Origin of the sequence: Algoriphagus sp. NBT04N3, from assembly GCF_019443765.1 — a bacterium.
GTDB classification, from domain to species: domain Bacteria; phylum Bacteroidota; class Bacteroidia; order Cytophagales; family Cyclobacteriaceae; genus Algoriphagus; species Algoriphagus ornithinivorans.
Genome location: NZ_CP048415.1, coordinates 386,634 through 413,415, shown reverse-complemented (window position 1 = coordinate 413,415; position 26,782 = coordinate 386,634). Strand labels below are relative to the sequence as shown.

At 39.5% G+C, this 26,782-nt stretch carries 21 protein-coding genes and 1 other RNA gene; 12 read left to right on the top strand and 10 right to left on the bottom strand.

The window, feature by feature from the left end:
* Positions 1–93: 93 nt before the first annotated feature.
* The 4 genes from GYM62_RS01890 to GYM62_RS01875 all read right to left on the bottom strand — a co-directional run bounded on the left by GYM62_RS01890 (position 94) and on the right by GYM62_RS01875 (position 4,553).
* Entirely contained in the window at positions 94–969 is an 876-nt protein-coding gene (locus GYM62_RS01890) for a pirin family protein (protein ID WP_219958079.1), read from the bottom strand.
* Positions 970–1,047: 78 nt separating this feature from the next.
* Positions 1,048–1,620 carry a Crp/Fnr family transcriptional regulator gene (locus tag GYM62_RS01885; protein ID WP_219958078.1) on the bottom strand — a complete coding sequence of 191 codons (573 nt, stop codon included), beginning with the start codon at positions 1,618–1,620 and terminating at the stop codon, positions 1,048–1,050.
* Positions 1,621–1,705: 85 nt separating this feature from the next.
* Entirely contained in the window at positions 1,706–2,776 is a 1,071-nt protein-coding gene (locus GYM62_RS01880) for an acyl-CoA dehydrogenase (protein ID WP_219958077.1), read from the bottom strand.
* Positions 2,777–3,035: 259 nt separating this feature from the next.
* On the bottom strand, positions 3,036–4,553 hold the full coding sequence (locus tag GYM62_RS01875) for a DUF4394 domain-containing protein (RefSeq protein ID WP_219958076.1): 1,518 nt from the start codon (positions 4,551–4,553) through the stop codon (positions 3,036–3,038).
* 660 nt (positions 4,554–5,213) lie between these two features.
* Between GYM62_RS01875 and GYM62_RS01870 the strand changes: the two genes are divergently transcribed.
* From GYM62_RS01870 to GYM62_RS01860, 3 genes are all read left to right on the top strand, one after another.
* Positions 5,214–5,882 carry a DUF2064 domain-containing protein gene (locus tag GYM62_RS01870; protein WP_219958075.1) on the top strand — a complete coding sequence of 223 codons (669 nt, stop codon included), beginning with the start codon at positions 5,214–5,216 and terminating at the stop codon, positions 5,880–5,882.
* Positions 5,883–5,963: 81 nt separating this feature from the next.
* Positions 5,964–9,185 (top strand): SusC/RagA family TonB-linked outer membrane protein, encoded by a 3,222-nt coding sequence (locus tag GYM62_RS01865; RefSeq protein ID WP_219958074.1) that lies wholly within the window; start codon positions 5,964–5,966, stop codon positions 9,183–9,185.
* A 2-nt stretch (positions 9,186–9,187) separates the two neighbouring features.
* Positions 9,188–10,627: a SusD/RagB family nutrient-binding outer membrane lipoprotein gene (locus GYM62_RS01860; RefSeq protein ID WP_219958073.1), complete on the top strand. Its 1,440-nt coding sequence runs from the start codon at positions 9,188–9,190 to the stop codon at positions 10,625–10,627.
* Between the two features lie 74 nt (positions 10,628–10,701).
* On the opposite strand, the gene GYM62_RS01855 is transcribed toward GYM62_RS01860, so the two are convergent.
* From GYM62_RS01855 to GYM62_RS01845, 3 genes are all read right to left on the bottom strand, one after another.
* Positions 10,702–12,144 carry a hypothetical protein gene (locus GYM62_RS01855; RefSeq protein ID WP_219958072.1) on the bottom strand — a complete coding sequence of 481 codons (1,443 nt, stop codon included), beginning with the start codon at positions 12,142–12,144 and terminating at the stop codon, positions 10,702–10,704.
* A gap of 101 nt (positions 12,145–12,245) precedes the next feature.
* Positions 12,246–15,062, bottom strand: a complete 2,817-nt coding sequence (locus GYM62_RS01850) for a TonB-dependent receptor domain-containing protein (protein WP_219958071.1) — start codon at positions 15,060–15,062, stop codon at positions 12,246–12,248.
* Between the two features lie 561 nt (positions 15,063–15,623).
* Positions 15,624–16,166, bottom strand: coding sequence for a hypothetical protein (locus GYM62_RS01845; RefSeq protein ID WP_255590491.1), 543 nt, complete (start codon positions 16,164–16,166; stop codon positions 15,624–15,626).
* Positions 16,167–16,454: 288 nt separating this feature from the next.
* Here GYM62_RS01845 and GYM62_RS01840 point away from each other — a divergent pair, with 288 nt between their 5' ends.
* From GYM62_RS01840 to GYM62_RS01800, 9 genes are all read left to right on the top strand, one after another.
* Positions 16,455–17,078, top strand: a complete 624-nt coding sequence (locus GYM62_RS01840; protein ID WP_219958070.1) for a hypothetical protein — start codon at positions 16,455–16,457, stop codon at positions 17,076–17,078.
* Complete coding sequence (locus GYM62_RS01835) at positions 17,075–17,506, top strand: VOC family protein (protein WP_219958069.1); 432 nt, start codon at positions 17,075–17,077, stop codon at positions 17,504–17,506. The genes GYM62_RS01840 and GYM62_RS01835 overlap by 4 nt, the downstream gene beginning before the upstream one ends.
* Before the next feature lie 113 nt (positions 17,507–17,619).
* Positions 17,620–17,706, top strand: an RNA gene (gene ffs, locus GYM62_RS01830) — signal recognition particle sRNA small type.
* 290 nt (positions 17,707–17,996) lie between these two features.
* Positions 17,997–18,656 carry a fructose-6-phosphate aldolase gene (gene fsa / locus GYM62_RS01825; RefSeq protein ID WP_219958068.1) on the top strand — a complete coding sequence of 220 codons (660 nt, stop codon included), beginning with the start codon at positions 17,997–17,999 and terminating at the stop codon, positions 18,654–18,656.
* 50 nt (positions 18,657–18,706) lie between these two features.
* Positions 18,707–18,910: a fructose-6-phosphate aldolase gene (locus GYM62_RS01820; protein WP_144605665.1), complete on the top strand. Its 204-nt coding sequence runs from the start codon at positions 18,707–18,709 to the stop codon at positions 18,908–18,910.
* 1 nt (position 18,911) lies between these two features.
* Complete coding sequence (locus tag GYM62_RS01815; RefSeq protein WP_091655653.1) at positions 18,912–19,622, top strand: cell division ATP-binding protein FtsE; 711 nt, start codon at positions 18,912–18,914, stop codon at positions 19,620–19,622.
* A gap of 63 nt (positions 19,623–19,685) precedes the next feature.
* Positions 19,686–21,077, top strand: a complete 1,392-nt coding sequence (locus GYM62_RS01810; protein WP_219958067.1) for a S41 family peptidase — start codon at positions 19,686–19,688, stop codon at positions 21,075–21,077.
* A 159-nt stretch (positions 21,078–21,236) separates the two neighbouring features.
* Positions 21,237–22,463 carry a S8 family peptidase gene (locus GYM62_RS01805; protein WP_219958066.1) on the top strand — a complete coding sequence of 409 codons (1,227 nt, stop codon included), beginning with the start codon at positions 21,237–21,239 and terminating at the stop codon, positions 22,461–22,463.
* Between the two features lie 1,185 nt (positions 22,464–23,648).
* Positions 23,649–23,861: a hypothetical protein gene (locus GYM62_RS01800; protein ID WP_091655650.1), complete on the top strand. Its 213-nt coding sequence runs from the start codon at positions 23,649–23,651 to the stop codon at positions 23,859–23,861.
* 27 nt (positions 23,862–23,888) lie between these two features.
* Here GYM62_RS01800 and GYM62_RS01795 read toward each other — a convergent pair whose 3' ends face one another.
* From GYM62_RS01795 to GYM62_RS01785, 3 genes are read right to left on the bottom strand one after another with little or no spacing between them, the layout of a single operon-like run.
* Positions 23,889–24,596: a lipopolysaccharide assembly protein LapB gene (locus tag GYM62_RS01795; RefSeq protein ID WP_091655649.1), complete on the bottom strand. Its 708-nt coding sequence runs from the start codon at positions 24,594–24,596 to the stop codon at positions 23,889–23,891.
* Between the two features lie 26 nt (positions 24,597–24,622).
* Positions 24,623–26,041, bottom strand: coding sequence for a CCA tRNA nucleotidyltransferase (locus GYM62_RS01790; protein WP_219958065.1), 1,419 nt, complete (start codon positions 26,039–26,041; stop codon positions 24,623–24,625).
* Positions 26,038–26,508, bottom strand: coding sequence for a hypothetical protein (locus GYM62_RS01785; RefSeq protein WP_255590488.1), 471 nt, complete (start codon positions 26,506–26,508; stop codon positions 26,038–26,040). The genes GYM62_RS01790 and GYM62_RS01785 overlap by 4 nt, the downstream gene beginning before the upstream one ends.
* Positions 26,509–26,782: the final 274 nt, after the last annotated feature.

Here is a 26,782-nt window from a genome sequence, read left to right as displayed (position 1 = left end):
TTGCAAAGCCCAAACATAGATTTTATTCTAAACGACTGATTTTTAAGCCATATTTTTTTTCAAGCACTGAAATTTGATTGCTTAAAATCTTACTCAATCCAAATAACCAAACTTCCCAGCCTCAAAATCTCGGAAAGCCTGCATCAATTCCGCCCTGGTATTCATCACAAAAGGACCATGGGCAGCAATAGGCTCTGCCAAGGGCTTTCCACTCAATAACAAAACCAATGAGTCTTCCATTGCCTGAACCCCAATTTCACCTTCTTCATTTTTCATCAGGGCTAATTGATTTTGTTCCAACACCTCTTGACCATTTAACTTCACTTTCCCCTCCAACACCAAAAAGGAAGTATTGAAGTTTTCCGGTAACTCTAACTCTAATTTCCCCCCGGATTTCATCCTAATATTATACAGATAAATCGGAGAGAAAGTATGAGCAGCTCCCCGCTCTTCCTCAAAATTTCCCGCAATGACCTCCACTTCTACCTTACCATCATCCTTACTTACTTTTGGGATGCTATCATTCTTGATTGCCTGATATCCCGGATTGGTCATTTTATGTTCAGAGGGTAGGTTTACCCATAGTTGAACCATCTGAAACAGGCCTCCTTTTTTACTGAATTCCTCTTCATGGTACTCCTTATGCAAAACTCCGCTCCCCGCAGTCATCCATTGCACATCTCCTTCACCGATTATTCCACCACCTCCACTGCTATCATGATGCGCTATTCTCCCTTTATAAGCAATGGTCACCGTCTCAAAACCCCTGTGAGGATGCACTCCCACACCTTTCGGACGGACTGAAGGAGCAAAATGATAGGGAGAGTTATAATCCAGCATGATAAATGGATCCATTCTCTGCATACTCAAACCCTCTTGACTGGGAATGAAATTATGAACCCTAAATCCATCTCCTACAAAATGGGGAGTAGTGGGCTGGGTAATTAATTCAACAGATCTGGTTTTCATGGTATTCCTTTCTTTTTTATACAAAAATAGCCCAGGCAAGCAATCCGGGAATTGATCTAAAATAAGTAATTACCTAAGTTATTCGTGGCTAGCTTCTCTTCGAATTCTGCTCAATGTCTCCGGAGTCATTCCTAAATAAGAAGCGATCATACTTTGCGGAACTCTTCCATACAAGTCCGGATATTGCTTCACAAACTGTAGATATTTATCTCTGGAGTTTAGACTTAACAGATGTTTGATCCGATTTTGAAGATGACGGATATGATTGTGAAGCATCTTGGTATTCAAATCGAAAAAATCCGTGTTTTTCATAGATAGCTCCTGAATAAATTTTTCATCCAAAAAATATACTTTGCTACTCTCTACTGCCTGTATGTAAAATTCGGATGGCTCCTGAAAATAGGTACTGGCCCTATCAGCTAAAATCCAGTTTTCTAATGCAAAAAGCACAATGCTTTCCTTTCCCTCTTCACTCAGAACAAATTGCCTCAATACGCCCTTTTTTACAAAAAAGGCATACGTACAATGCTCACCTGCTTTGAGAAGAAACTCATTCTTAGGGATAACTTTTGAATTACAATTGTAAAATATTTCTTCCAAAAAATTCTGACTTTGAGTTATTTTCTGAATTTCAAAAAGTGATTTGTTCATGACGCACTTAGGCTGGAAAACTGAAAGTATAAAATCTAAGAGAGAAAAAGCCCAATTCGGCTATAAATCTGGCTTTTTTACTCATTTAAAATGGAAATGTCAATAAGGAATGCTGGCTTACGGTATTGAAATCCCTCCAAACCCTATTCAGTTCGGAATCACTTTTTGCAGCTTCCAAGCCTGCCAAAGGATAAATGCTTGCATTGCAGGTTCTGGCAACTTGAACCAATGCTCTACTAGCCTTGGAAACCTCTTGTAAAGTCTTGTCTTTAATTGCTCCATCTCTTTCCAATTCAGACCAGGATTTCTCCACTGCCCCATAAAGAGCAACCTTTCCCTCTCCTAATTGGACAGCAGTATCCTCAAAAAGCTGATTGGCATAAGCCAACTGCTTTTCCGAAAAATGTTTCTTCTCATTTCTTTTCCAAAAGGACTCCCTGATCAACTCTTGTAAATGCAAACTAATTCCCAAAATGTTGACAGCCAGAGTCGCTTCGGCCAACTGAAGAAATGGATACTGAAAAACAGGATCAGGTAAGCTCGCTGATTCAGGCAAAATTTGAAACGCCCTCTGGAATGACACATCTATATTTTCACAATCGAAAGCATAACTTCCGGTAGCAATCATTCCCATATAATGCCAGGAGTCCAAAATCCTAACCTCCTCTTTCTTTAAAATAAAAGCATAGATCAATGGCTCTCCGTTTGAGTCCATTACCGGCTCTCCATTTTCCCATATTTCACAATTGGCAGTCAAGTGAGAAGCATGCAAAGCTCCTGACGCATAAGTCCAATGCCCTGAAACGCGGTATCCTTTTTCCGTTTTAACCGCTCTCCCGCCTACATGTCCACTTCCTGCAAAACATAATTGTGTGTTTGGAAAAGTTTCTTCAATCAGTTTTTGATCTAAAAAGCCTACAAACCAAAGTGCGCCAGCACATAAGGTTACTGTCCAACCCAAGCTCCCGTCCAGTTTTGCCAATTTTTCCTCCACCATCAGTCCTTGTGAAAGGGTCAAACCCAAACCGCCCAGTCTTTTGGGCACGAATAATTGGAACAATTTTTCTCTTTCAATTTCAGCTATCCACTCGGGCAGCAAACTTCCCAGTTTTTCAGCTTGGGCAGCTGATGTGCTATCAAAAAGTTTAGAGTTCATTGGAATCTTTTCGAGTTGTTTTTCAAAGGTATTAGTTATTGGGGGAATGGAAAATTGAGTAACTGGGGAATTGAGTAAAATCTGTTATTGTTCAGAGTTCATTGTTCACCGTTCGAACCCGCACGATAGACATTGGATAAAAACAGAGTTTTCTTTGGATTTCTTAAATCCAATAAAAATCCCCCTCTACTTTCCAGATGGTTGAATTTTCAAGCCAAAAGTAAGCAAAGGGGGATTGCTATGATTTACCGAAACTTTATTAGAATCCTTGTCCAACCGCCATAGCTGTTGGATTGAAATTCAAGTCTGACACTTTGGTAGCTGCTCCAGTCATCAAGTTAATTCTGTAAACAGCAGATGCGTTTCCAACTCTTAATACGGCATAGGCCAAATTACTTGTTCCACCGATATCAAAGCCATTATCCGCATCAAAATCAACTCCCAAAGGCCCAACATCCACCAAAACTCCATCATTTGGAGGGCTTTGCTTTAGTAATCTATTGGATTGACTATCAATGACAAATAGTTCTGTTGAAGTGGTACCAGCAAAAGTATTGGTATAGGCAGCACCGGTCACAAATGGAGAGCCAGGATTCAAGGTTCCATCTACTGCTACTACTGTACCTAAACTTGGATGTAGTCTCAAATTTTGTCCTGTTTCTGTTACTAGTCTGATTCTATCAACAGTTGGATTGAAATCAAATCCCACGAAATTCCCAGCAATTGCAGGGCTTAAAGCTTGTCCGATTGGGTTTAAAGCTGCATTCGAAGGGTTTACCGAGTAAAGTCTACTTCTATTTGAAATAGCTAATAACTGCCCATTTATTGGTCTATAGTCCAACCCTACTATAGTTTCACCCATGGCCAAACCAGTAAATGGAGCCATAGTTTGACTGCTAGGGTTTAATGGATTGAATCTGTAGAAAGTTGCACCTACTGCCGCGTAGGCAATAGGATCTGTTTTGAATGAAATGCTGATTACTGGATCGGTAAATACCCCAACCCAATTGGCTCTCCCTGAAGATAAATCAATGGTGTACAGTCTGCTTTGGTTTAAATATCTTGTAACTGCAAGCGCCAAAGAATTGTCAGGTAAAATATCCATATCACCCTCTCCCTCAAAATCCACCTGTAGGTTTCCTACCTCAACCAAGCCGCCATCATTCGGTGGAACTTGCTGATAAAGTTTATCCTGCTCGAAATCTATATCATATAAAATAGTAGAAGATGCTCCAGAAAAGCTATTGGTATAGGCTACCGCCCCAATTCTTGGCCTGAAACCCCCATTGATATTTCCGTCTGTAGCCACTACTGTTCCTAGTTCTGGATGTAGTCTCAGGTTTTGACCAGATTCTGTAACCAATCTGATACGGTCAACTGTCGGATTGAAATCCAATGAGGGGTTTGCACCTTGAAAAGCTGGACTAAAAGAAGCTTGTCCCAAGGCTGTTGCAACTCCGCTGTTTTCATTGATATGGTACAATCTGCTGGCAGAACTCAAACCGTATAATTGTCCGGTAGCTGGCCTGTAATCTATGGAAACAATCTGCTCTCCAGAACCCAGATTACTCAAGTTCAGTGTTTTCGCAGCATTGGATAGATTTCCTCCTTCAAAGTAAAGAATCCTTCCATCGGAAGTCAGTGCTGTGAAGTTTACCTCAGGTGTAGCATCTGCTCCTTCAAATCTAGGAACCATCGGTTCTTGTTCGCATCCTGTAAATATGGCTAGAGCAGCAAAAATTCCAGGAAGCATCGCTCGTTTTAAGAAATTATTCATATGGGTAGTTGTTGTTAAATAATTCGGATATACGAAGAGTTTTTTTTCTATGGATTGACTATCGAAGAAAATATTGTAGAATTTTTAGATAAAATGAGTAACTACAGAAATGAGTAACTGAGTAATTGTGTATTTGAGTAATTGAAAAAATTGAATGTTCATGGATTGCCATTCAATACTGCCTAAAAATTTTAGAAGCTTATTGAGTAATTGTGGAATCGAGTAATTGAGTAAAAAATCAAGAACTGTTCACCGTTCAAACCCGTTCAAAAGGTGTAATGAGGATAAAATATTCTCTGCCGCTCGTAATTCCTATATTCTTCAAACTCGACTCTAGCATCTCGACTCTAGCATCTCGTTTCTCGGATCTTGCTTCTCGCATCTCGTCTCTCGCATCTTGCTTCTCGTCTCTAGTCTCTTGTCTCTCGTTTCTCGCTTCTCGTCTCTAGTCTCTCGCATCTCGTCTCTCGGATCTTGCATCTTGCTTATCGTCTCTCGCTTCTTGTCTCCTACCCCTCCATTTTCCAAAAAGTATCCTCCACGATAGTTCTTTAAAAATTTTTATAAACTTTAAGCCGATCTCAGAGTTAGCTTCGTAAGTGCAGATGAAATAGGACTTCGTGAGTCAATAGTCCTTATATTCGTACTTAAGCTCAACTGATGGATCAGCCAGTTTTAATGATTTATGCCCTTTCCCCTGCTTATCAAGCTAGGAGAAAAAGCCTTTTTGGGGCAGCTCATCACGCAGACACGGTTAAACTTTTCCAAGATCTTCATCAGAAAACAGAATCCTTAGCTCAAAATTCAGGTTTAAAAACCTTTTGGTTTTTTGATCACCTCCAAGAAGGAAAAAGTTTTGGAGAGCGTTATATCAATGCTTTCAAAGAAGTTTTTTCCAAGGGTTACCGAAAAGTTATATCTATTGGAAATGATATTCCCGAACTGGAATTATCTCATATTGAGCAAGCTAGTAATTCTCTGACCCATTCTAAGGCAGTACTCGGACCTGCTGCAGATGGAGGAGATTACCTAATTGCGCTGACCGAAGAAACTTTTTATGAAGAGGAATTCAAAAATCTACCTTGGAACAAGGGTAGTTTACATTCCAAGTTATCAGAATTACTCTCTTCTTATACTTCAGTCGTGCAACTCGAGTGCCTGGTAGATATAGATGACTTTCAATCTTTAGTTATAGTCAGAAAGAATGTTAACTGGATTGCAATCCTGCTATTTAGTTTAAAATTATTCATTCTCTATACAAAAACTGTTTTCGAGAAATTACTCCTACCCAAGGATAATCCCCTTAGGGCACCTCCCCTTTCCATTTAATCAATTATCAATCTTTTCTTCAAATCAAATCTTCCCTGGAGCTATTCCTTCAGGGACATCTATTCATTTATTCAATTGTATATGAAATTTTCATTTACCCTTTTACTTCTGCTCAGTATGCAGCTGGTTTTTGGCCAGTCTATGACCTATGAGAGTAGAATTTTGGATGTAAGTGGCATTCCTATTCCAGGTGCCACTGTTACCGAACTTGGAACTTCCAATGTGGCTATTTCTGACCAAGACGGTAGATTTAGAATCAGTTCTTCCAAGCAAAATCTGACCTTGAGGATCAGTTTTATCGGCTTCGAAACTCAAGATGTTGTCATCAACGACGGAGTTTTAAAAAAGGAGATCAAACTGCTCGAGTCCACTGAAAGTTTAGAGGAATTTGTCGTAACTGCCTTAGGGGTAGAAAGACAAAGACAATCCCTTTCTTCTGCTGTGACCACCATCGGTGCAAGAGAGCTAAGTGATGTACCTCAAACAAATTTGATCAACTCACTTTCTGGTCAAGTTGCCGGAGTTCAAATCACCAATGGATCTTCAGGCGTTGGATCAAGTTCCAGGATAATTATCCGAGGTGAAAACTCCATCAGCGGCAACAACCAGGCCCTAATCGTAATCGACGGTGTGCCTATTATCAACGAGCAAATTACCAGTGATCTTTTCAATGATGGAGCAAATATCCAGGAAGTAGACTTCGGAAATGGTGCTGCCGAAATCAACCCAGATGATATTGAGTCCATCACCATATTGAAAGGACCAGGTTCTGCAGCTCTGTATGGCGCTAGAGCTGCCAACGGAGTTGTTTTGATTACTACCAAAAAAGGTAGAAAAAAGCAGGGAATAGGTGTAACTACCAGCTCCTTGCTAACTTTTGATGGTCTTTTGACCCTCCCCGATTACCAAAATGAGTACGGAGGAGGTTCTAATGGACAATATTCTTTCCAAAATGGTATTGGCGCGGGGGTCAATGATGGAGGAATTTCCAGTTATGGTCCAAGACTTAATCAAGGCCTTTTAATTGCTCAGTTTGACAGCCCATCTGTAGATATTAATGGAAATCCGGTTAGAGCAGGCGATGTAATCAGCAGAAGAAGACCTGATGGAACCTTTACCGCCATCACCCCTACTCCATGGATCGCAAGACCTGATAATGTGAGGGACTTCTTTAGAACTGGAGTTACTTCCCAAAATAATATTGCTGTTACTTCAGGAAATGAAAAAGGAGGAGCCAGAATAGCTTACAGCAATTTAAGAAATGAGGGTATCCTACCTAATACAGACCTCAAAAGAGATGGTTTGGCACTGAGCATTAACCAAGCATTGACGGAAAAATTCAGAGTAGACCTATTTACCAACTTCATCAATTCCAGAAGTGATAATCGTCCCAACTTAGGTTATGGATATGAAAACGTCATGTATGGCTTCAACTGGACAGGTAGAAATTTTGATATTTCTTCTTTGAGAGATTACTGGCAAGCTGGACAAGTAGGTATTCAACATTTTGATTTCAATTACCTATGGTTGACCAACCCTTATTTGACGCTGTTTGAAAACACCAACAGCTTTGTTAAAAACAGGGTTTTAGGAAATCTTGCTCTTACCTATGATTTCACCAATAAGCTAAGCCTTCGTGTAAGAACAGGAATTGACAATTCATCAGACTCCAGAGCATTCAGAAGAGCATTCAGTACTAATAGACGGGTTTTTGGAGGTTATAGAGAAGATGATGTAAGGCTATTCGAAATGAATTCCGACATTCTCCTTACCTACTCTGATCAATTCAATTCTGACTGGCTGTATTCAGTATCTGCCGGAGCTAACCGCCTAGACCAGAATATCAACTATTCTTACACCGAAGCCAACCAATTGGCTTTACCTGGAATCTATACTATAGAAAACTCAAGAGTGCCTTTGAGAGGAAGCAGTCAGATTTTTGATAAAAGAATCAACAGTGTGTATGCCTTCGGTAACTTCAGCTATAGATCGGTTCTGTTTATTGATCTGACCTTGAGAAATGACTGGAGCAGTACCTTACCGGCTGAAAACAACTCTTTCGCTTATTACTCAGGCGGGTTGAGCTATGTGCTTTCCAAAGGGCTTCCGCTTCCAAAATCCATTTCAAATGCGACTGTTCGATTCAACGTTGCCAGTGTGGGTAATGACACAAATCCTTATCAGCTAAACAATACCTTCCAGTTTAATCAGAATTACGGTTCATTCACTCGAGTAACCAATGGGACCGTACTAAACAACCCAAATCTAAAGCCTGAAAGACTGAACTCTTTGGAGGCGGGAATGGCATTCGGACTTTGGAGAGACAGAATTCAAACAGATATTGCCGTTTTCCAAAACACCAGTATCAATCAGATTATCGGGCGACCAATTTCAACAGCATCTGGTTTCAGTAATATCATTGAAAATGGAGGAGAAGTAAGAACCCGAGGCTTGGAAGCAAGCGTTCAAGCTTTGATGTTTGAAAGAGGAGCTTTCAGCTGGAGCTTGGAAGCAAACTTCACAACTTATAGAAGTGTGGTAACTGAACTTCCGGAAGGAGTGGATCAGTATGTGACTGGCGAGGCCAGCGTATTTAGAGGAGCTGGAGGGTCAAATTCTGTTTTCTACATCGCAAGAAAAAATGGAAGAATCGGAGACATGTATGGATCCGGTTTCCAAGAGTTTGAAGGCCAGACAATTTTCGGATCCAACGGACTTCCTATCCAGGACGGAAGATTGAGGCTTTTAGGCAATTACAACCCGGATTTCTTTGTGGGTTTAACCAATCAATTCCGTTACAAAAAACTTCAGCTAGGATTTGTTTTCGATTGGAGACAGGGAGGAACTATAGTTTCCAGAACCAAAGCATTGGGCAGTACATCTGGTGTCCTTAAAGAAACTTTGGAAGGAAGAGAGACTGGAGTAGTTGGACAAGGAGTCATGAATGTAGGAACTCCTGAAAATCCTCAATATGTGCCAAATACAACTGTAGTACCTGCCAGCTCATTTTACAACAACTTCTTTGACAGAGGAAATGAAGCCTCAGCACTATATGACGCTTCTTACCTGAAATTAAGACAATTGAGCTTGTACTATGACCTACCTCAGCAATGGGTAAATTCTATCGGGTTCAATTACATCAAAGTGGGTTTTGTGGGAAGCAATCTTCTCCTATTCACCGAAAATCCTCACTTCGATCCAGAACTCAACGCCATGCAAGGAAGAAACTTAACCTATGGAGTTGAAGACATGTCTTATCCGTCTACCAGAAGCTTTGGTTTTAGCATCAAAACAGAATTTTAATCATGAAGAATTTATATAAAGTAGGAATATGTGGAATGCTTTTATTTTCACTTTCCTGCACCGAAGATTTTGAAGAAATCAATACGAATCCGAATTCACCGGAAGCGATTGGTCCACAGTTTTTACTATCCAATGTGATTTCTGTGGCAGCAGATGAAAACACTTATGATCAAGGGTTTAGGCTGGCAAATTATCTAGCACAGTTTGCTGCAAGTGTGGAATTTGAGCGAATTGATCGATACGAAATGGGAAGTAACGCCCAGTATTGGAATCAAAATTTCCGCTTATTAAATGATATTAAGTCAATACAGACTAACCCTGCAACCAACGAGGCTTACAATGCGGTAGCCGACATTATGAAATGTTACTTATTCTCTCAATTGACTGATATGTGGGGAGATATTCCTTATTCTGAAGCATTGAAGGCGAGTGATGGCTTGTATAGCCCAAAATATGATACGCAGGAATTTGTATATACAAACCCTGAAATTGGGATTTTGGCTACTTTGAAAAAAGCATCTGAAACTTTGGCATCAACTACCAACAGTATTCAGGGAGATATGATGTTCAACAATGATTTAGTGAAATGGAGAAGATTTGCCAATTCATTAAGGTTCAGATATCTGCTTAGAATCAGTAAAAGGTTGACAAATTTCTCTGAGATGCAGGCACTAGTGGATCAAAACGATATGATGCAAGGGAATTCAGACAATGCGGTAGTTCCTTACTTGGCATCAGCACCAAACCAATGGCCTATGTCCCAGTCCGCTTTGGGTTTATACCAAGAACACAGAATGACACTTACCGTGGATTCTGTTTTGAAAGCTTGGAATGACCCAAGACAGGCGGTTTTGTATAAACCAACCCAGCAAAGTGTCATCAATGGAAATCCTCAGTTTAAAGGTTTGCAAAATGGCCTTAATCGAGAAACCATTAATGAAAGAGGAATACAATTAAACGATATTTCTCTCTTTGGAGCGGTTTTCAGAGATGTGCCAAATGGCGTTGATGGACAGTTTATGCAGTATGCTGAATTGCAATTTGCTCTAGCAGAAGCCGTAGCGAGAGGATACATTCAGGGCGATATGAAAGCATACTATGAAAAGGGCGTTAGAGCCAGCTTTGCCTATTGGAAAGTTCCGGTTCCAGCCGATTATTTCCAGCGGGATAATGTATCTCTGGATACGGGAAATGCTTTGACTAAAATTCTGACTCAAAAATGGCTAGCCTTGATCAATAATGGTCATGAAGCTTGGTTTAATGTAAGGAGAACTGGTATTCCAGCACTCAAGCCGGGACCTGATAATTTAAATGAAGGCCGCTATCCGGTGAGGTATCTTTACCCTGAATCTGAGCAGGCAGTTAATAAGTCAAATTATGATGAAGCTGCAGCAAGAATGGGTGGAGACAACATCAACAGCAAAGTCTGGTGGGAAAAATAAATTTAGCGAACTGACATAAAAAAAACTGCCTCCAAAAGAGGCAGTCTTTTTTTATTTTAAACCATAATCAAGTCTTAATGGAATGGCAAGACCAACTCAGAGGTCTTGTTCTCAACCAAAATTCTATTAATGTTATGTCTGATGGTACAGATTCCAGCAGCAGCATCATAGTCAAAGGCATCTAATTCATCTTTGATAGAATCGATGAATGGAGGGATTACAGGCGAAGTACCTGGACTTCCCGCATCGATATTTGGGTTGGCCAAATATTCCACTTCAGATATCACCAATTTGATTCCCATATCTGCCAATCTTCTACCTTCAGCGATAAAAATCTCCTGACGCATCAAATAAAGAGTTTCCAATGCATCATCCAGATCATTTAAAGCATCGACATCTGCAACAGAAACTGATGTTCCAGAAATAGTCGGCACAGTTACATTTCCGGACTTTCTATCCAAAACCAAACCTTCGATCAAAGGAGCACCTGGAGAAAAACGCACCTGAACATCCGAGTTGTTAGGTCTTGAGCCAGGATTCAATTGGGTTCTGTCTTGCTGATTGTTATTGAAAGTTGACCGCTCACGGCTTCCTACCAAATTAACAATGTCAGTCATTACAGATTTAGCTGAATTTAGATTGTTATCGGAAATCGCAGCTTCAGCTAGAATCAAATGCGCTTCTTCAATTTTAAATATTGCTACAGGGCTGGCCTGACTGGCTCCTCTGAAGTAATACTTTGGATCCAAAAAGTCCATTCTTGGCAATACCTGCAAATCATCAAAATTACCTCTGTCATAAAGGGCTGTTTGCATAGTGTTCACAGGACCTTGAGCTTGATCAAACTGTGCATAATAAACCAAATTTGGAGCTTTGGAAATTGCTGAATTGGCAGCCTGAACTGCTTCAGCTTTATTTCCTAAACGGTAGTTTGCTCTCGCTATTCCCAAGCTTGCAGCAGCACTGATTTGGGTATTGGAAGAAGATTCCGCCAAACGGAATGTTTCAACTGCCATCCCTAGGATGGATCTCCATTCTACTGCCTCTCCTCCTGCCGTCACCGGTAGGAAAGAGAAATACTCACCGCTTAAGAGGTAAGAATAGGCTTTGTAGAAATTCAATTCAGCTTCCTGATCTGCTGTTGTCAGAGGGTCGGCATTTTTTACGACCGTTAGACCATAATCCGCCATTTCTCTCAAACGACCCAACTGAAACTGGAACCCATTGATATCTGCGTCCTGAGGACGGATAGTTAGGTTATCCAGGTTTTGGTTATAGAAAGTTTGAACGTTCTCATAATTATCCGATCCTATTTCCAGAAAGGTAACATGAGCGTTTACCGTCAGAGCCAATTGTCTTTTCACCCCAGCCACCCATGGAGTCATGGGATTATTGGTGTTCAAGATGGCCTCTTCTGTAAGATTGGGGTTGGTAACTTCCGTTGGGTCTACCAAATCACAACCTGAGGACATCAATATTCCTCCCAGTAATAAATATGTTAATGCTGTTTTTTTCATGTGTTTAAAATTTTTCTCAAAGGATAGTTGAAACCCTGATTCAAACAGGAGATATATTCCTCCGAATAATTGATTGCTTTAGGTTTCATCATTCACTTTGATTAGAATGAAATTCTCAAAGTTCCTAGGTAAGTTCTTGGCAATGACTCTGTACCAAAGCCGAAACCACCACCACCAAAGCTATTTTGAGTACCGAAACCAGCACCACTGACTTCAGGATCTACATCTGCTTTGAAAAAGTTGATAGGGTTCAACACATTGAATCCAATAGACATGGACTGGATTGCCTTTCCATAGAATTGACTTGGGATCTTATAGGAAAGGGCGATGTTTCTGATTTTTAGATAATCAGAGCTTTGAACCCATAGACCTGCAAGATCGAAGAAGTTTCCTCCCACCAAATTCTCAGGAATAACAGTAGAAGCTCCAGCGAAATAACGAAGCACATCATCCACTGCTACTGTTTGTCCACCATGCTGATAATCACCGGTAGCAAACAAGCTCAAACCTTTATAATTAACATTCAAGGACATTGAACCGAATCTTGGAGCAATTGGAGAACCCAATGCAGCATTAGGGATCACCTCAGTGATGTTATTATTCTCATCCAAAACCGGTCTGTTACCTCTAAAGTACCCTAATGGCTGACCTTCCCTGATGAAAGAACCAAGGAACTGAAAACCTCCCACGTTAAATTCTGGGGCACCACCTGAGGACAATACTTCGTTTTGAACCGTGTTGTATGAAGCAGTTACATTTACATTCCAGTCATTGGTCTCCAGCACAACGAAGTTGGCTCCTATCTCCCATCCTTTATTTTCGATCTCACCAATATTTCTTAACTGGTTACCTTGACCAAAGGAAGGTGCAAATGGAGCTGAGAACAATGCATCTTCAGTTAACGCCTGATAGTAAGTCACCTGGAATTTGATTCGATCTGAGAATAATCCCAAGTCAGCACCAACTTCTGTAGTGGAAGTTCTTTCTGGCTTCAAAGTAGGATCACCCGGGTTTCCGAAAGTGAAAGAAGGAGCATTCAAATAAGTATTGGAATTGATAATTCTATCATTCGCAAATGGTCTAGGGAAATTACCCGCCACACCATAGTTTGCTCGGAACTTGATTGTAGAAACAGAATAGTTCGGGAAAGCTTTTCTGAAGAAATCTTCATCAGAAAGATTGTATGCCAAACCTACAGATGGGAAAAATTGAAGTCCGATTTCATTACCAAATGCAGTGTTTCCATCTACACGAAGACCTACTTCAGCAAAAAGTTTATCTCTAAATCCAATATTCTCTTTTAAGAAGAAGCCATAGTTTGTCACTGCACTCAAGAAGTCAGTTACGTTTTTCTCACCCGCATTATTGATGGAAATAGATCCTTCTGTCACTTCGCTAGCGTTAATCTGGATTTGCTCATCCTGATTTCTAAAAAACTGACCACCACCAATGGTGAGGAAGGAGAATTTCCCTACGTTCTCTTCCCAGCTTGCATCAATTTGACCAGTTAAGGAGAAGAAGTTTCTTTCAAACAAATCAATTGTACCACGGTCAGTAGTTCCTTCAGGAACGAAACCACGTTGAATCAATTGAGCATTAGTGGTAATATCCTGCTGTCTGGTTGATCTTGCATCGATTCCAAAAAGTGCTCTTGCGGATACTTTCTCAGAGAATTTGAAATCAAATTGCTGAGAGTTGGTAAATCTTCTGACACGCTCAGTGATATTTGTCAATTCGATTGTTCTTCGGATTCTTTGAGTGATTGAATCCAACTCATTACGGTTTAAAGTGGTCAGATCTCCCCATCGCCCTACAGTCTCCAAGTTACCGAACTCACTAAAGCTACTGTTTGCATTGTAATCTCTGGTAAACTCATTGCTGGAGAAACCTGCAGTGGATGAATAAGTAATCCAGTCATTCACTTTGGCGGAAATACCTCCACGGAAATTTCTTCGTGTTTGACCTAAACCATATCTATAACCCTCATCATCATAAAGATTTCCAGAGAAAGAGTAAGTGAACTTGTCATTTCCTCCATCTACTCCCAATCTATAGCTTTGCTGCAAACCAGGTCGGAAGATGATATCAGCAGTTTCCTTGAAAAACAGGTAATCTTCTGTACCTACTTGAGAACCGATTTGAGTTTCAAAATTTACTCTAGCAGCACCGGCTGTACCTTTTTTGGTAAAGATTTGAATCACACCATTCGCAGCATCCGCACCATATAAAGTAGTGGCAGCACCACCTTTTACATATTCAATGCTTTCGATGTTTTCAACTGGAATATCTGCGATCGCAGAACTTTGCGCACCACCTGTTCCTAATGATAATTGTGCAGCTGAGTTAAGGTTATCCACTCTGACCCCGTCCACATAGATAACAGGAGTTGTTCCTACAGCTGCAGAAATAGGTCCTCTTGAACGAATCAAGGAGGCTGTTCCCGGCTGACCAGAACCAAGTCTCACCTGTGCATTAGGCATGTTGGCTCTTAGAATTTGATCCAACTGCACGACAGGCATTTTACTGATCTTATCTTCACCCATCTGATCCACAGTAGTTGAAAGTCTTCTTTTCTCAACCCCTGCACCCTGACCGGTGATGACAATCTCCTCCAATGCTTTCACATCAGACTCCATTACCACATTGATCACGGTTTTATTTTCAACAGGAACTTCTTTGGTACGAAGTCCAACAAAGCTGAAAACCAAAACCGCATCGCTACCTGGTACTGAAAGACTATAGTTACCATCCAAATCGGTAACCGTCCCCTGAGTAGTACCTTTTACTACTACGCTTAATCCCGGAATCCCCGCGGGATCCTCTTTACTTGTCACTTTTCCCGTGACAGTCCTTGATTGGGCCCAAACCAATGATGAACTCATCATCAGCAGGACAAAACCCAGTAAAACTCTTCTCATAGGTTGATTATTTAGTTAATTCAAAAGCCTAAAATGATGAGTATTTCCTTGACATAAAAATTGAAAAAAGTCCAAAATGAGTCGATTTAACATATAAAATTTGGCCTTAATGTTAAAAATCCAAATTACCTATATTTTAAACCATACTATTAAAATTTAATAGAATAATAATTAATAGTACACTAATTAATTTAGTTTATTATTCTCTATTTATAGGTTAATACTGAATGATCTTCTGATTCTTTAAAAAATACTATTTATTTTAAATTTTGCTTTTGGAATAATAGCAGTATTTTATTCTGAATTAATTGAAATAAGTCTTTTATTACAGAATTAAATTTCAGGCATTAGATTCAAGCCTGCTTTAAAAACTAATTATAATTTGGGAAATTCTATAATTAAAGAAATAAAATTTTATTTTTTATTTTTCTATTTACTTACAGATTTTATATAATTATTCTAATTATCCATATTACTTTTTATATTCTAAAAAATGAACTTCTAGTTTTCGTTGCTCAAAATTTGGCCAAACTTAACTCCAACATTTATCAAACACTTAACTCAATCCTTCCCTCCGCTCCCTTTGAACTGGTCTTCTTTATAAGCAAAAAGGACATTGAAAGTGGTCAAGGAACCGTAACAACGAGTGATGTATTGTTGCAAATGCACCCGATCTTCATCATCCAGCTTGGGATGATTGTTGATATTCTGCTCCAGGACCCGAAGCTTTTCTCTTACCATCACAATCTTATGAAAAAACGTGTCCATAGGAATATCTTTTTCCTGAAGGCTTGCGTCACCAGGGTTAAGCGTTACGGATCCTCCGATCCATTTTCCTCCCAAGGGGACTATTGGAGATCGCTCGGAAGTTTGGATTAAAGCCTCTCGGATAGCCTTCTCTACATCCTTTTGTGTCAACATGGGGAAATCCGGTTTTTTCGCTTCTTCAATTTCAAAGCCTTCGTAATCCCTTGCTAGGGTTTTTACTTCCTCTGAATCATAAAAATAGATTTTGTAATAGGTTGCATCTGCCGATACAATCATTCCAGAACCAAATTTAGGATGACGTAATCTGCTGCCTGGGGCTAGTTCACTTGCTGACATAATTTTTAAAATAGTTAAATTCAGTAATACCAAAATAGGAAAAAATTAATCTGGTTTTCCGTAATGATAACTTCTTCCATAATTTCTTTTCCCCACTTGTAAGTATAAGGAAGGCCGTGGACCGAAGCTTTCAGATTCGACCCTATGTACTGATTCGATTCGGCTATTTTTTCTTATTTGAAAATAGGCGGTTTTAGATCTAAATTAAATTGTATTCAACCTCAGGAACAAAATGTGTAACATTCATTATATGAATTCATTAAGTAAACACTTACTCCAAACAGCAGAATGAAATTATTCTCAGAAAAAGCAATTGTACAGCTATTGGCCATATTTCTAGGTTTTACTTTCTTCGGTGCTGGAATGGCCAAACTTTATAATGGACATTCCTATTTTGGTTGGATTGGCCCTGTTTGGCTGATAGAAAGGCTGGAAGAGTATTCTTTGGGGCTTTATGCAAAATTCATAGCCTTATCACAAGTACTGATAGGTTATCTACTTCTTACAAGCAGATTTAAACTTTTGGGAAGTATCATGATGGTGCCCATGATCCTCAATATCTTGATGGTCACTATTTCCCAACAATGGCGAGGCACTCCCTTTGTTTTAGCTGTCTTATTGATTTTTAACTTGATCATTCTTTGGCATTACAGAAGTTTTTTCCCTCCCCTTTTAAATGAAAACCTAAAAAAAGTAAAATCTAGCTCTGTTTCATTAAAATCCTCCTTGGGTCATTTAGTCTGGTTGAGCGGTCTTAGCCTACAGTTCCTTTCAATCGCAATCTCCTATTATTCTCTTCGCTTTGCATTCCTGATTTCATTTGCCGGCTTATCCATTTCCATACTCAGCTTTTTGGTGGATAAAAAAATAAATCTCCGTAACTTAAATGAGGCCAACCAGACAAACTCATGATCATTTACCCACACCTAAGCTTCGATGGCAAGGCTGAAGAGGCTTTTACCTTTTATCAATCGGTACTCGGAGGAAACTTTGAAAGTGGTTTCCATTATTTTGAAGATATACCTGGAGCCCAAATCCCAGACGAGGAAAAAAGGAGAATCATGCATGTGAATTTGATTTTCTCACCTGACCAACAAATCATGGGCAGTGATAGTATGCCCAGTGCAGGTCATCAAATTCATATGGGAAACAATAACCATATTTCTTTAGGAGTTGACAGCAAGCAACAGGGTAAAGAATTTTTTGAAAAGCTTTCTGAAGGCGGAGAAATAGAGTCCCCCTATCAAAAGATGTTTTGGAATGCTTATTTCGCAAGTTTTAAAGACAAATTTGGGGTGAGCTGGATGATCAACTACAACTTGAAAGAAAACGAAGAATAAATCTTTTTTCTACATTCAAAAAGAATAGACTGAGAATCAACTGAGTACTTCCTTTGTGATCAAAGAACTCTTCTGAATATTGGAATCAGCAAATTTTACCGTACCTTTGTGGCCTAGCGGCACGACCAGCTCCTGCTGAATCCCCCAGGTCCGGAAGGAAGCAAGGGTAGGCGGTTGTAGCGGTGCGATGCCGCTTCTTTTTTTGTTTTATTTTCGAACCTTTCATTTTTAAGGTTCCGTATGCTGATTAATCTTTTAACTTTGTCTAGTAGAATAGCTTCACACCTATTTCTCAAATTCAACAATTAAGTAAACCTATTCCTCGGGAAGTAAGTATGGAAAAGGTTTTACCATTTCGGTAAAGTCTATTTGCTACGATTTTCCCATTAACCTAAAATTCAAACCTAAACTCATGAAATGTCCCAAAACGACTTCTGGAAATATGAAGCTTGTTTTGGAACAATTCAAAAACCCTTAAAATTACAACCCTATGAAATTCTTTATTGATACTGCCAATTTGGATGAAATCCGCGAAGCCTATGATTTGGGCGTTTTAGATGGAGTAACAACCAACCCTTCTCTCATGGCAAAGGAAGGAATAAGCGGAGACGCCAATGTAAAGGCTCATTATAAGGCCATCTGCGATATTGTTGATGATAAGGTAAGTGCTGAAGTCATTGCTACTGATTTTGATGGCATGATTAAAGAAGGAAAAGAATTGGCCAAAATTGATGATAAGATTGTGGTGAAAATCCCCATGATCAAAGATGGTGTTAAAGCGATTAAATATTTCCACAGTGAAGGAATCCGCACAAACTGTACTTTGATTTTTTCTTCAGGCCAAGCTTTGCTGGCGGCAAAAGCCGGGGCTACCTATGTTTCCCCATTTATAGGACGTTTGGATGATATCTCTTTTGACGGATTGGAGTTGATCGAGCAGATTGTACATATTTTCCAGACTTATGGCTTTGCCACAGAAGTACTTGCAGCTTCTGTAAGACATAGCATGCATTTAATCAAATGCGCAGAAATAGGAGCCGATGTAGTTACATGCCCATTGAAAGTTATTACCGGCTTGTTGAAACATCCACTTACAGATTCCGGACTAGCACAGTTTTTGGCAGATCATGCCAAGGCAGCAGGTAAATAAGCAAATACAAGGAAGGAGGATAATCACCTCCTTCCGTACTTATACAAAATATGTATATCATTAAGGTAAAGGGAAAAGCAAAAATTCCTGACTACATCCAAATCAGGGACGAAAATTTCGTGTTGGTAGCTTATTTTAGAGCAGATAGACCCATGAAAAACATTGAGAAATTTGGACTGGAGGGAAAAGAAGAAGAGTTGGCAGCGCTGATTGAGCAACTGCCTTTTGGTAAATTGCAAAAACTGGAGTTATAATATGGATTTTAGCACGCAGCCTGTACTGCAGGTAGAGAAAGCTACTATTTTTCAGGGCATTGATCCTGTTCTCACTGATGTGAGTTTTTCTGTGGAGCAACATGAATTTGTTTTTTTGATTGGGCAGACAGGAAGTGGAAAAAGCTCCTTATTAAAAACCCTCTATGCAGATTTGGCACTTAAAAGCGGGAAAGTGGAAATAGCCGGTTTTGATCTGACCAAGGTTAAAACATCCGAAATTCCTTTTTTGAGAAGAAAGCTAGGGATTATCTTCCAGGATTTTCAGCTATTCAATGATAGAAGCGTAGCCGAAAATTTAGACTTTGTCATGAAAGCAACTGGCTGGAAAGACAAAGTAAAAATCAAGGAGCGAATGGCCGAAGTCCTGATGCTCGTAGGTCTCAACAATGCTTCTTCCAAAATGCCCCACCAACTTTCGGGAGGAGAGCAACAAAGGGTAGTGATTGCGAGAGCTTTGTTAAATGAGCCTTCAATACTGCTAGCTGATGAACCAACAGGAAACTTAGATCCGGACGTAGCGGATGGGATATTCAAACTTTTTCAAGAGATCAATAAAAAAGGAACTGCAATCCTAATGGCAACCCATAACCATGAATTGCTTCGTAAATATCCTTATAGAGTTTTAAAATGCGAGGGAGGAAAGTTACTGGATAGCCAAACCCATAATGTCTCCTTCGGGACATCGTATTGATTTAGAGCGCCAAGGAAAAACATCTTAACGAATCCCTCGTTATTTCTGCACAACCAAATGATTATGAGACTACGAAAAATTTTCCCTTTTTTCCTTCTAGGCTTAATGACTATTTCCTTTTGGTCATGTAAAGATGATGAGGATATCTTGCCTGAAGTGGAACCGGGTTCCAATGCGGCTATCAACCGATGGATTTCGGAAGTAATGGAGGAAGCTTACTATTGGTTGGAGAACTTAGGAACTCCCATCAGCGAAAATTCAGATCCTGAAGATTACTTTGAATCCTTATTGTTCAGACCTACTGATAGATTTTCTGTAATCTATCCTGATTACCAAGAACTATTAAACTCCTTAAATGGAGTTACCCTTGAAGCAGGTTACGAGTTTATTCTTTTCCGGGAAAGCCAAAATTCGGATAATGTCATTGCAGAAATCACCTATATCAAGAAAAATAGCCCAGCCGCTACAGCTGGCTTAAGAAGAGGTGATATTATCAGGACAATCAACGGTCAGCAAATGACGGTTACTAATTTCAGAGAGGTGATTGGGGCTATTTCTTCTCAGCATACCATTACTTATCTGAGATATAATGAAGGAAGTCAAGCTTTTGAAAATCAAGGCCAATTACAACTTACGCCTGTACAATTAGCTGAAAACCCAAATTTCCTTGACACGATTTATACTATAAATAATCAAAAAATAGGGTATGTAGTTTATCATTTCTTTGCTCCTGGACCGGGTAACAATAGCAATGCCTATGATCAAGAAACAGATGCCATTTTTGCCAAATTCAAAGCAGAAGGCATCAACCACTTGATTGTTGATTTTAGATACAACGGCGGAGGATTTGTCTCTTCAGCCATCAATCTGGCAAGCTTGATCGCTCCCGGAGTCAGTACAAACGACATCTTTTTGAAAAGAAAATTCAATAGTTTTTTAAGTCGTTTTGATGAGTTCAAAAATGTCAATGCGAAATTTTTGTCTAAATCACAGAACCTTGGAAATACGCTTTCGGGAAATAGAGTATATGTACTCACATCCAGCAGAACAGCTTCAGCATCTGAACTCATTATCAATGGTCTGAAACCTTACATGGATGTATTTATTATTGGCGATGTGACGACTGGAAAAAATGTGGGATCTGTTCCTATTGAAGATGAGGACAACCCCCAAAACAGTTATGGTTTACTTCCTATAGTTTTTCAAAGCTTTAATAGTCAAGATAAATCAGATTATTCCAATGGATTCACACCTAATATAACAGCCAAGGAAACTGCTGAACGATTGAGACAATTTGGGGATGTAAATGAACAATTACTTCGAACTGCAATAACCCAAATCACTGGAACCCCACCTTCAGGAAGGTTTGAAAAGCTAGACCGAATGGACTTGGGAAGCACCTTGGATCGGAAAGTCAGGTCAGGAACCATGGTTGAAAATTTCGAAATCAAATAATTGCAAGTAAGCCTCAAGAAATTGAGGCTTACTTTTTTTTGGGCATATTTTTCAATTTTTATTTAGGATTATTTTGCTTTTAGCCCCATATTAAAACCGTTTATTCTTTATAAACACCACTAATCCTTAAATTATTTTATTCAAACAATCAAAAGCAAAATGAAAAACCTCTGGAGAAAACCAGCAGCGTGCGCAGGAATCCTATTAGGAGCTCTGACGTTTGCCTGTGCCCCTCAAGAAGAAAGTCCACTACTTCAAAGTGATGTATTGGAAGTGATCAAGTACCAAAACGGTGATATTATCCCTGGGAAATACATCGTCAGATTAAACCCAAGCAATCTTAATTTTAGAAAAGGTACAGACTATGCAGCTAATCAGGCTGCCATGCGAAAAGTTGGCAATGAGTTATTAGCCAAATACAGAATCGCAGAAGCGAATTTGGGATATGTATACGGAGATGCCATAGAGGGATTCTCTGTCGCCTTGACCGATGAGCAATACATGGATCTATCCAAAGATCCGTCAGTGAAATTTATTGAGCCAGATAGAGTAGTGATGCTAGCTCCTCCTCCTGGTAAAGGTCCAAAAGATGGCGGAGATGGAGGAGGTAATGAGCCTGCTCAAGCTACCCCGTATGGAATTACAAGAGTCGGAGGCGGAGCAACCTACACAGGAACTGGAGTAGCTTATGTCATTGATTCTGGGATTGAGGCAGGCCATCCGGATTTGAATGTGGATGTTTCTAAAGGCTTTAATGCATTTGATAAAGGAAAAGACTCTAACCTATCTGCAGACGGAAATGGTCATGGAACGCACGTTGCAGGAACGATTGCCGCTATCGATAATAGCTTTGGAGTAATAGGAGTGGCTGCAGGTGCCACTGTAGTTCCGATTAAAGTATTGGACAGCAGAGGTTCAGGATCTTATTCAGGAGTGATCGCAGGAGTAGATTTTGTTGCTGCAAATGGTAAAAATGGCGATGTTGCTAATATGAGTTTGGGCGGACCTCCTTCAACTGCATTAGATATTGCAGTAATAAATATGGCAAGCAAAGGCATTAAAACCTCTCTTGCAGCAGGTAACTCAGCCCAAAATGCCAGTAATTCATCTCCAGCGAGAGCTAATGGACCTAACATTTATACTGTATCAGCGATAGATAGCGATGATGTGTTTGCATCCTTCTCTAATTTCGGAAATCCACCAGTAGACTTTGCAGCTCCAGGAGTTGCGGTGTTGTCTACAGTACCAGGTGGGTATTCTAGCTTTAGCGGAACCTCCATGGCAGCTCCACACGTAGCTGGAATTCTATTAACTGGAAATCCACGAAACGGGGGATCAGCTATTAATGATCCTGATGGAAATGCAGATCCTATAGCAGTCAAATAATAGAGTTTTAAATCAAATTATTTAAAAGCGGCCCATCGGTCGCTTTTTTTGTTATTGGGCTAAAGCCCCGACATCAACTATCACCCATGGAATGAACGGGCTAAAGCACCGTTCCAATTTTTTCAAATTATTAAAATCTCCCAAACCTGTTCAAACAATTTCCACCAGCTTCAGCTGGTGGTCAGCGGTATAATCTGAAACCACCCGTGGCTTTAGCCAAAACCTAAACCCCTTAAGCTAAAGCCACAATATCAACAATCACCCATGCAATGAATGAGCTAAAGCACCAATCCTGTTTTTTTCAAATTATTAATCGCTCAAACCTATTCAAGCGATTTCCACCAGCTTCAGCTGGTGGTCAGCGGTATAATCTGAAACCACCCGTGGCTTTAGCCAAAACCTAAACCCCTTAAGCTAAAGCCACAATATCAACAATCACCCATGCAATGAATGAGCTAAAGCACCAATCCTGTTTTTTTCAAATTATTAATCGCTCAAACCTATTCAAGCAATTTCCACCAGCTTCAGCTGGTGGTCAGCGGTATAATCTGAAACCACCCGTGGCTTTAGCCAAAACCTAAACCCCTTAAGCTAAAGCCAGAAACCAAACATCATCCATGGAATGAACGGGCTAAAGCACCATTCCAATTTTTTCAAATTATTAAAATCACCCAAACCTGTTCAAACAATTTCCACCAGCTTCAGCTGGTGGTCAGCGGTATAATCTGAAACCACCCGTGGCTTTAGCCAAAACCTAAACCCCTTAAGCTAAAGCCACAAAATCAACAATCACCCATGCAATGAATGAGCTAAAGCACCGTTCCTTTTTTTTCAAATTATTAAAATCGCCCAAACCTATTCAAGCAATTTCCACCAGCTTCAGCTGGTGGTTAGCGGAATAGACTGAAACTACTCTGGCTTTAGCCAAACTGGAATTAAATTGGATGAAAATCCGCCTGCTTTTTTCACTAAAATCAAAATTTTATTAAATACAAATTCCTCTATCGAAAAAAAGATTCTTGCATATATAGATGCAGATAGAAATCAATCCTTTGAATTTACATCATGAAACAAAACAAACGATGCTAACAAAATATTTATCAAAAAGATATTTTGTTCATTATCAAATCGTTAACTTTTAAAAAGCGTTTTTAAAGAAATGGGAAATAATGTACTTTCGCAGACATGGAGGCGGTAGCAAGTTATGTGCTTTTATTTTTGGTCTATTTTCTAGGTACCTTATCCCTCGTGCAGGAGGTAATCCGTCCCAGGATCATCCCTGTAAAAATCCCCGGAAAAAACGTAAAAACATTCGTTACCAATTATGCCAAGATCATTTTCTTGAGCTTTGGTATTTCTATCATTACCAGCACTCTGGCTTACAAACTTTTGCTATAAAAAAAACCAGCTTTCGCTGGTTTTAATTTATTGTGTTTTTTTCAAATTCTCTTTGGCCAATTCGAAATTCGGCTCCAGTTGTACCGCTTCCTGAAAAGCTGTTTTTGCTTCTGTCTTTGAACCCTTATCTAAATAAATCATTCCTTTTAAATTCAAGGCCGCAGCTTTCATTCCAACCTCAATGGTCTCTGTTTGGCTTTTTGGGAAACCGATTTTTTCATCAGGCTTGGCATTTTTAATCAACATATTTGCCGAATTCATCGCCTCATCATATCGCTTCAATTGATACTGAAGAAAACCGGACTTATATAAGCTGAAATTATCACCGGTCAATAGATGTAAACTTTCAAAATGAGGCAAAGCCCGATCAATCGCTCCTACTTGCTCCAAAGAATAAGCGGCAATTTCCAAGGCACCCACATTCTTATCATTGATTTGAAGAATATCCAAAGCAACCAAAGCAGCGGAGGTAGATTGGCCTGTTTCAAAATACAGGGAACCCAACGCTTCTTGGAACCTTAGATTTTCAGGGTTTCTTACGATTAAGTTGTAAAGCATAGTTTTAGCCATCTCAGGATCGTTGTACCTCATGGCCAGCTGATAAGCAGCCTGATCTTGGATGTTAAGCACACGCTTGGTTTTAGGATCCAGCTTAGGAATAGAATCATTGGAAGTTTGAGCATATAAGCCTTGAGCTGAAACAGCCAAAAGCAGCATCAATAACACTTGCTTCATTGTTTTACTAGGTATTTAAATTAGAATTATTTTTTAGGTGATAAGCCTTTGGAGATGGCAATTTCAAGCATCAGCTTTCTTGCTTCCTCAGGCTTGTTGTGAATTTTGCCCTCCAATATAGCTTCTTTAATTTCTTCTTTGATATCTCCAACGATTTTTGAAGGCTTCAGATCAAAAGTTTCCATTATTTCTTCACCGCTGATAGGTGGCTGAAAATTTCTCACTTGATCTTTCTCCTCTACCTCTTGGAGTTTGCGTTCCACTTTATCGAAATTTTCAAGGTATCGTTTTACCTTTTTATTGTTCTTGGAAGTGACATCAGCCCTGCAAAGTTTCATCAAATCATCTATTGCATCTCCCGCATCAAATAAAAGCCTCCTCAAAGCAGAATCCGTTACCTCATCTTTTACCAAAGCAATTGGACGTAAATGAAGCCTTACCAACTTTTGGACATATTTCATTCTTTCATCCATTGGCAGCTTCATCCTCTTAAAAATACCAGGAGTCATCCTTGCACCTTTATCTTCATGCCCATGAAATGTCCAGCCTACTTTAGGATTAAACCTTTTGGTAGCTGGCTTAGCAATGTCATGCAGAATAGCTGCCCACCTTAGCCAGAGATCCTCACTGACAGTGGCTACATTGTCTAGCACCTGAAGGGTATGATAAAAATTGTCTTTGTGGGATTTATCATCCACAGAATCTACTCCCTGCAATTCAACCATTTCAGGAAAAAATTCATGTAATAGCTTACTCGCAAAAAGTAGCTTAAACCCATAAGAAGGCTTTGGTGTCTGAATAATTTTATTCAGTTCTGTAAGGATGCGCTCAGCCGAAACAATCTTCAACCTATGAGCATTTTGGCTAATAGCATAAAAGGTGTCCGCTTCTATATCAAAATCCAATTGAGCAGCAAAACGGATTGCCCGCATCATTCTCAATGGATCATCAGAAAACGTAATTTCAGGATCTAAAGGAGTTTGAATATTCTTCTTTTTAAGATCATTCAAACCATCAAAAGGATCTAACAAATCCCCATAATCTTTGGAAGTAAGGGAAATCGCCATCGCGTTAATAGTAAAATCTCTTCGCTCCAGATCTTCCTGTAAAGTTCCATCCTCAACAATTGGTTTCCGACTCTCTGATCTGTATGATTCTTTCCTTGCCCCCACGAATTCCAACTCTGAGTCTTCCAGCTTCAGCATGGCTGTTCCAAAGTTTTTAAAAACTGACAAAGGAACATGGTAATCAAATTGCTTTACTACCTCTTCAGCTAAAGCAATTCCGCTTCCCACGCAAGTAAAGTCAAGATCCTTACAAGGTCTACCTAAAATTAAATCTCTGACATATCCACCAACCACATAGGTCTCTAAACCCAGCTTTGCAGCGGCTTTGGCGACTTTTGAGAAGATTGGATCTTGATCTAATTGGTTTTTAAAATTCATCCTTTGATGATTTTTACGTCTCCTTCAGGTCCTAAGTAGAGCTCTTTCAAAGAAGGGCTAAATAATGGAAATAGTTTTTTGGTCTCTACTTCTGCAGGTCTATCACTTTCAAGTTTAACCAAAACAGGTTGAGAAATCTGAAAAAGTAATTTATTCCAATCCGGTTCTCGGATTAATGAAAAACGGATTTTCCCCTCAACTGGCAAGCCTTCAGGTATTAAAATATTAGCCGGGCTTGTATAAATCGTAGGCTTGCTTGCAAACTCAACGATATCCAGGGAAATTTCAGAAAATTGCTCCGAAACTGAACGAATTTGAAATAAATCAAATAATAGGTAAACCCAGTCAGTGCCCATCTCAGGTTTCCAATGACTAGCCTGCAAAAGAGTGACGACTTTGCCATTTCCTTCTTTAATTGACAAAAAACCCTGATCTCTAAATTGCTTTACAAAGACTGAATGATCCAAAACGCTTAAATTTTTTACAAAAATAATCAGATTATTGAGAGTGCTTAGAAAACAAAAGACAAAGGGCTTCCAGCCGTATCCTAATCAGAGGAGGAAAACTTATTTTAAAATCAAAAAATCTTAAATTTTGAAGAATACTCAAAGCTGATACTAAGTCAATGGACAATAATAGGCTTGTATTAAATAATAAGGATAGGTTTTTTGAAAGTTAACAAAGTATTAACATACTTACTTTAAATAAAAAGCTGTTTCTATAAGTGTTTTTGAAAAAAAA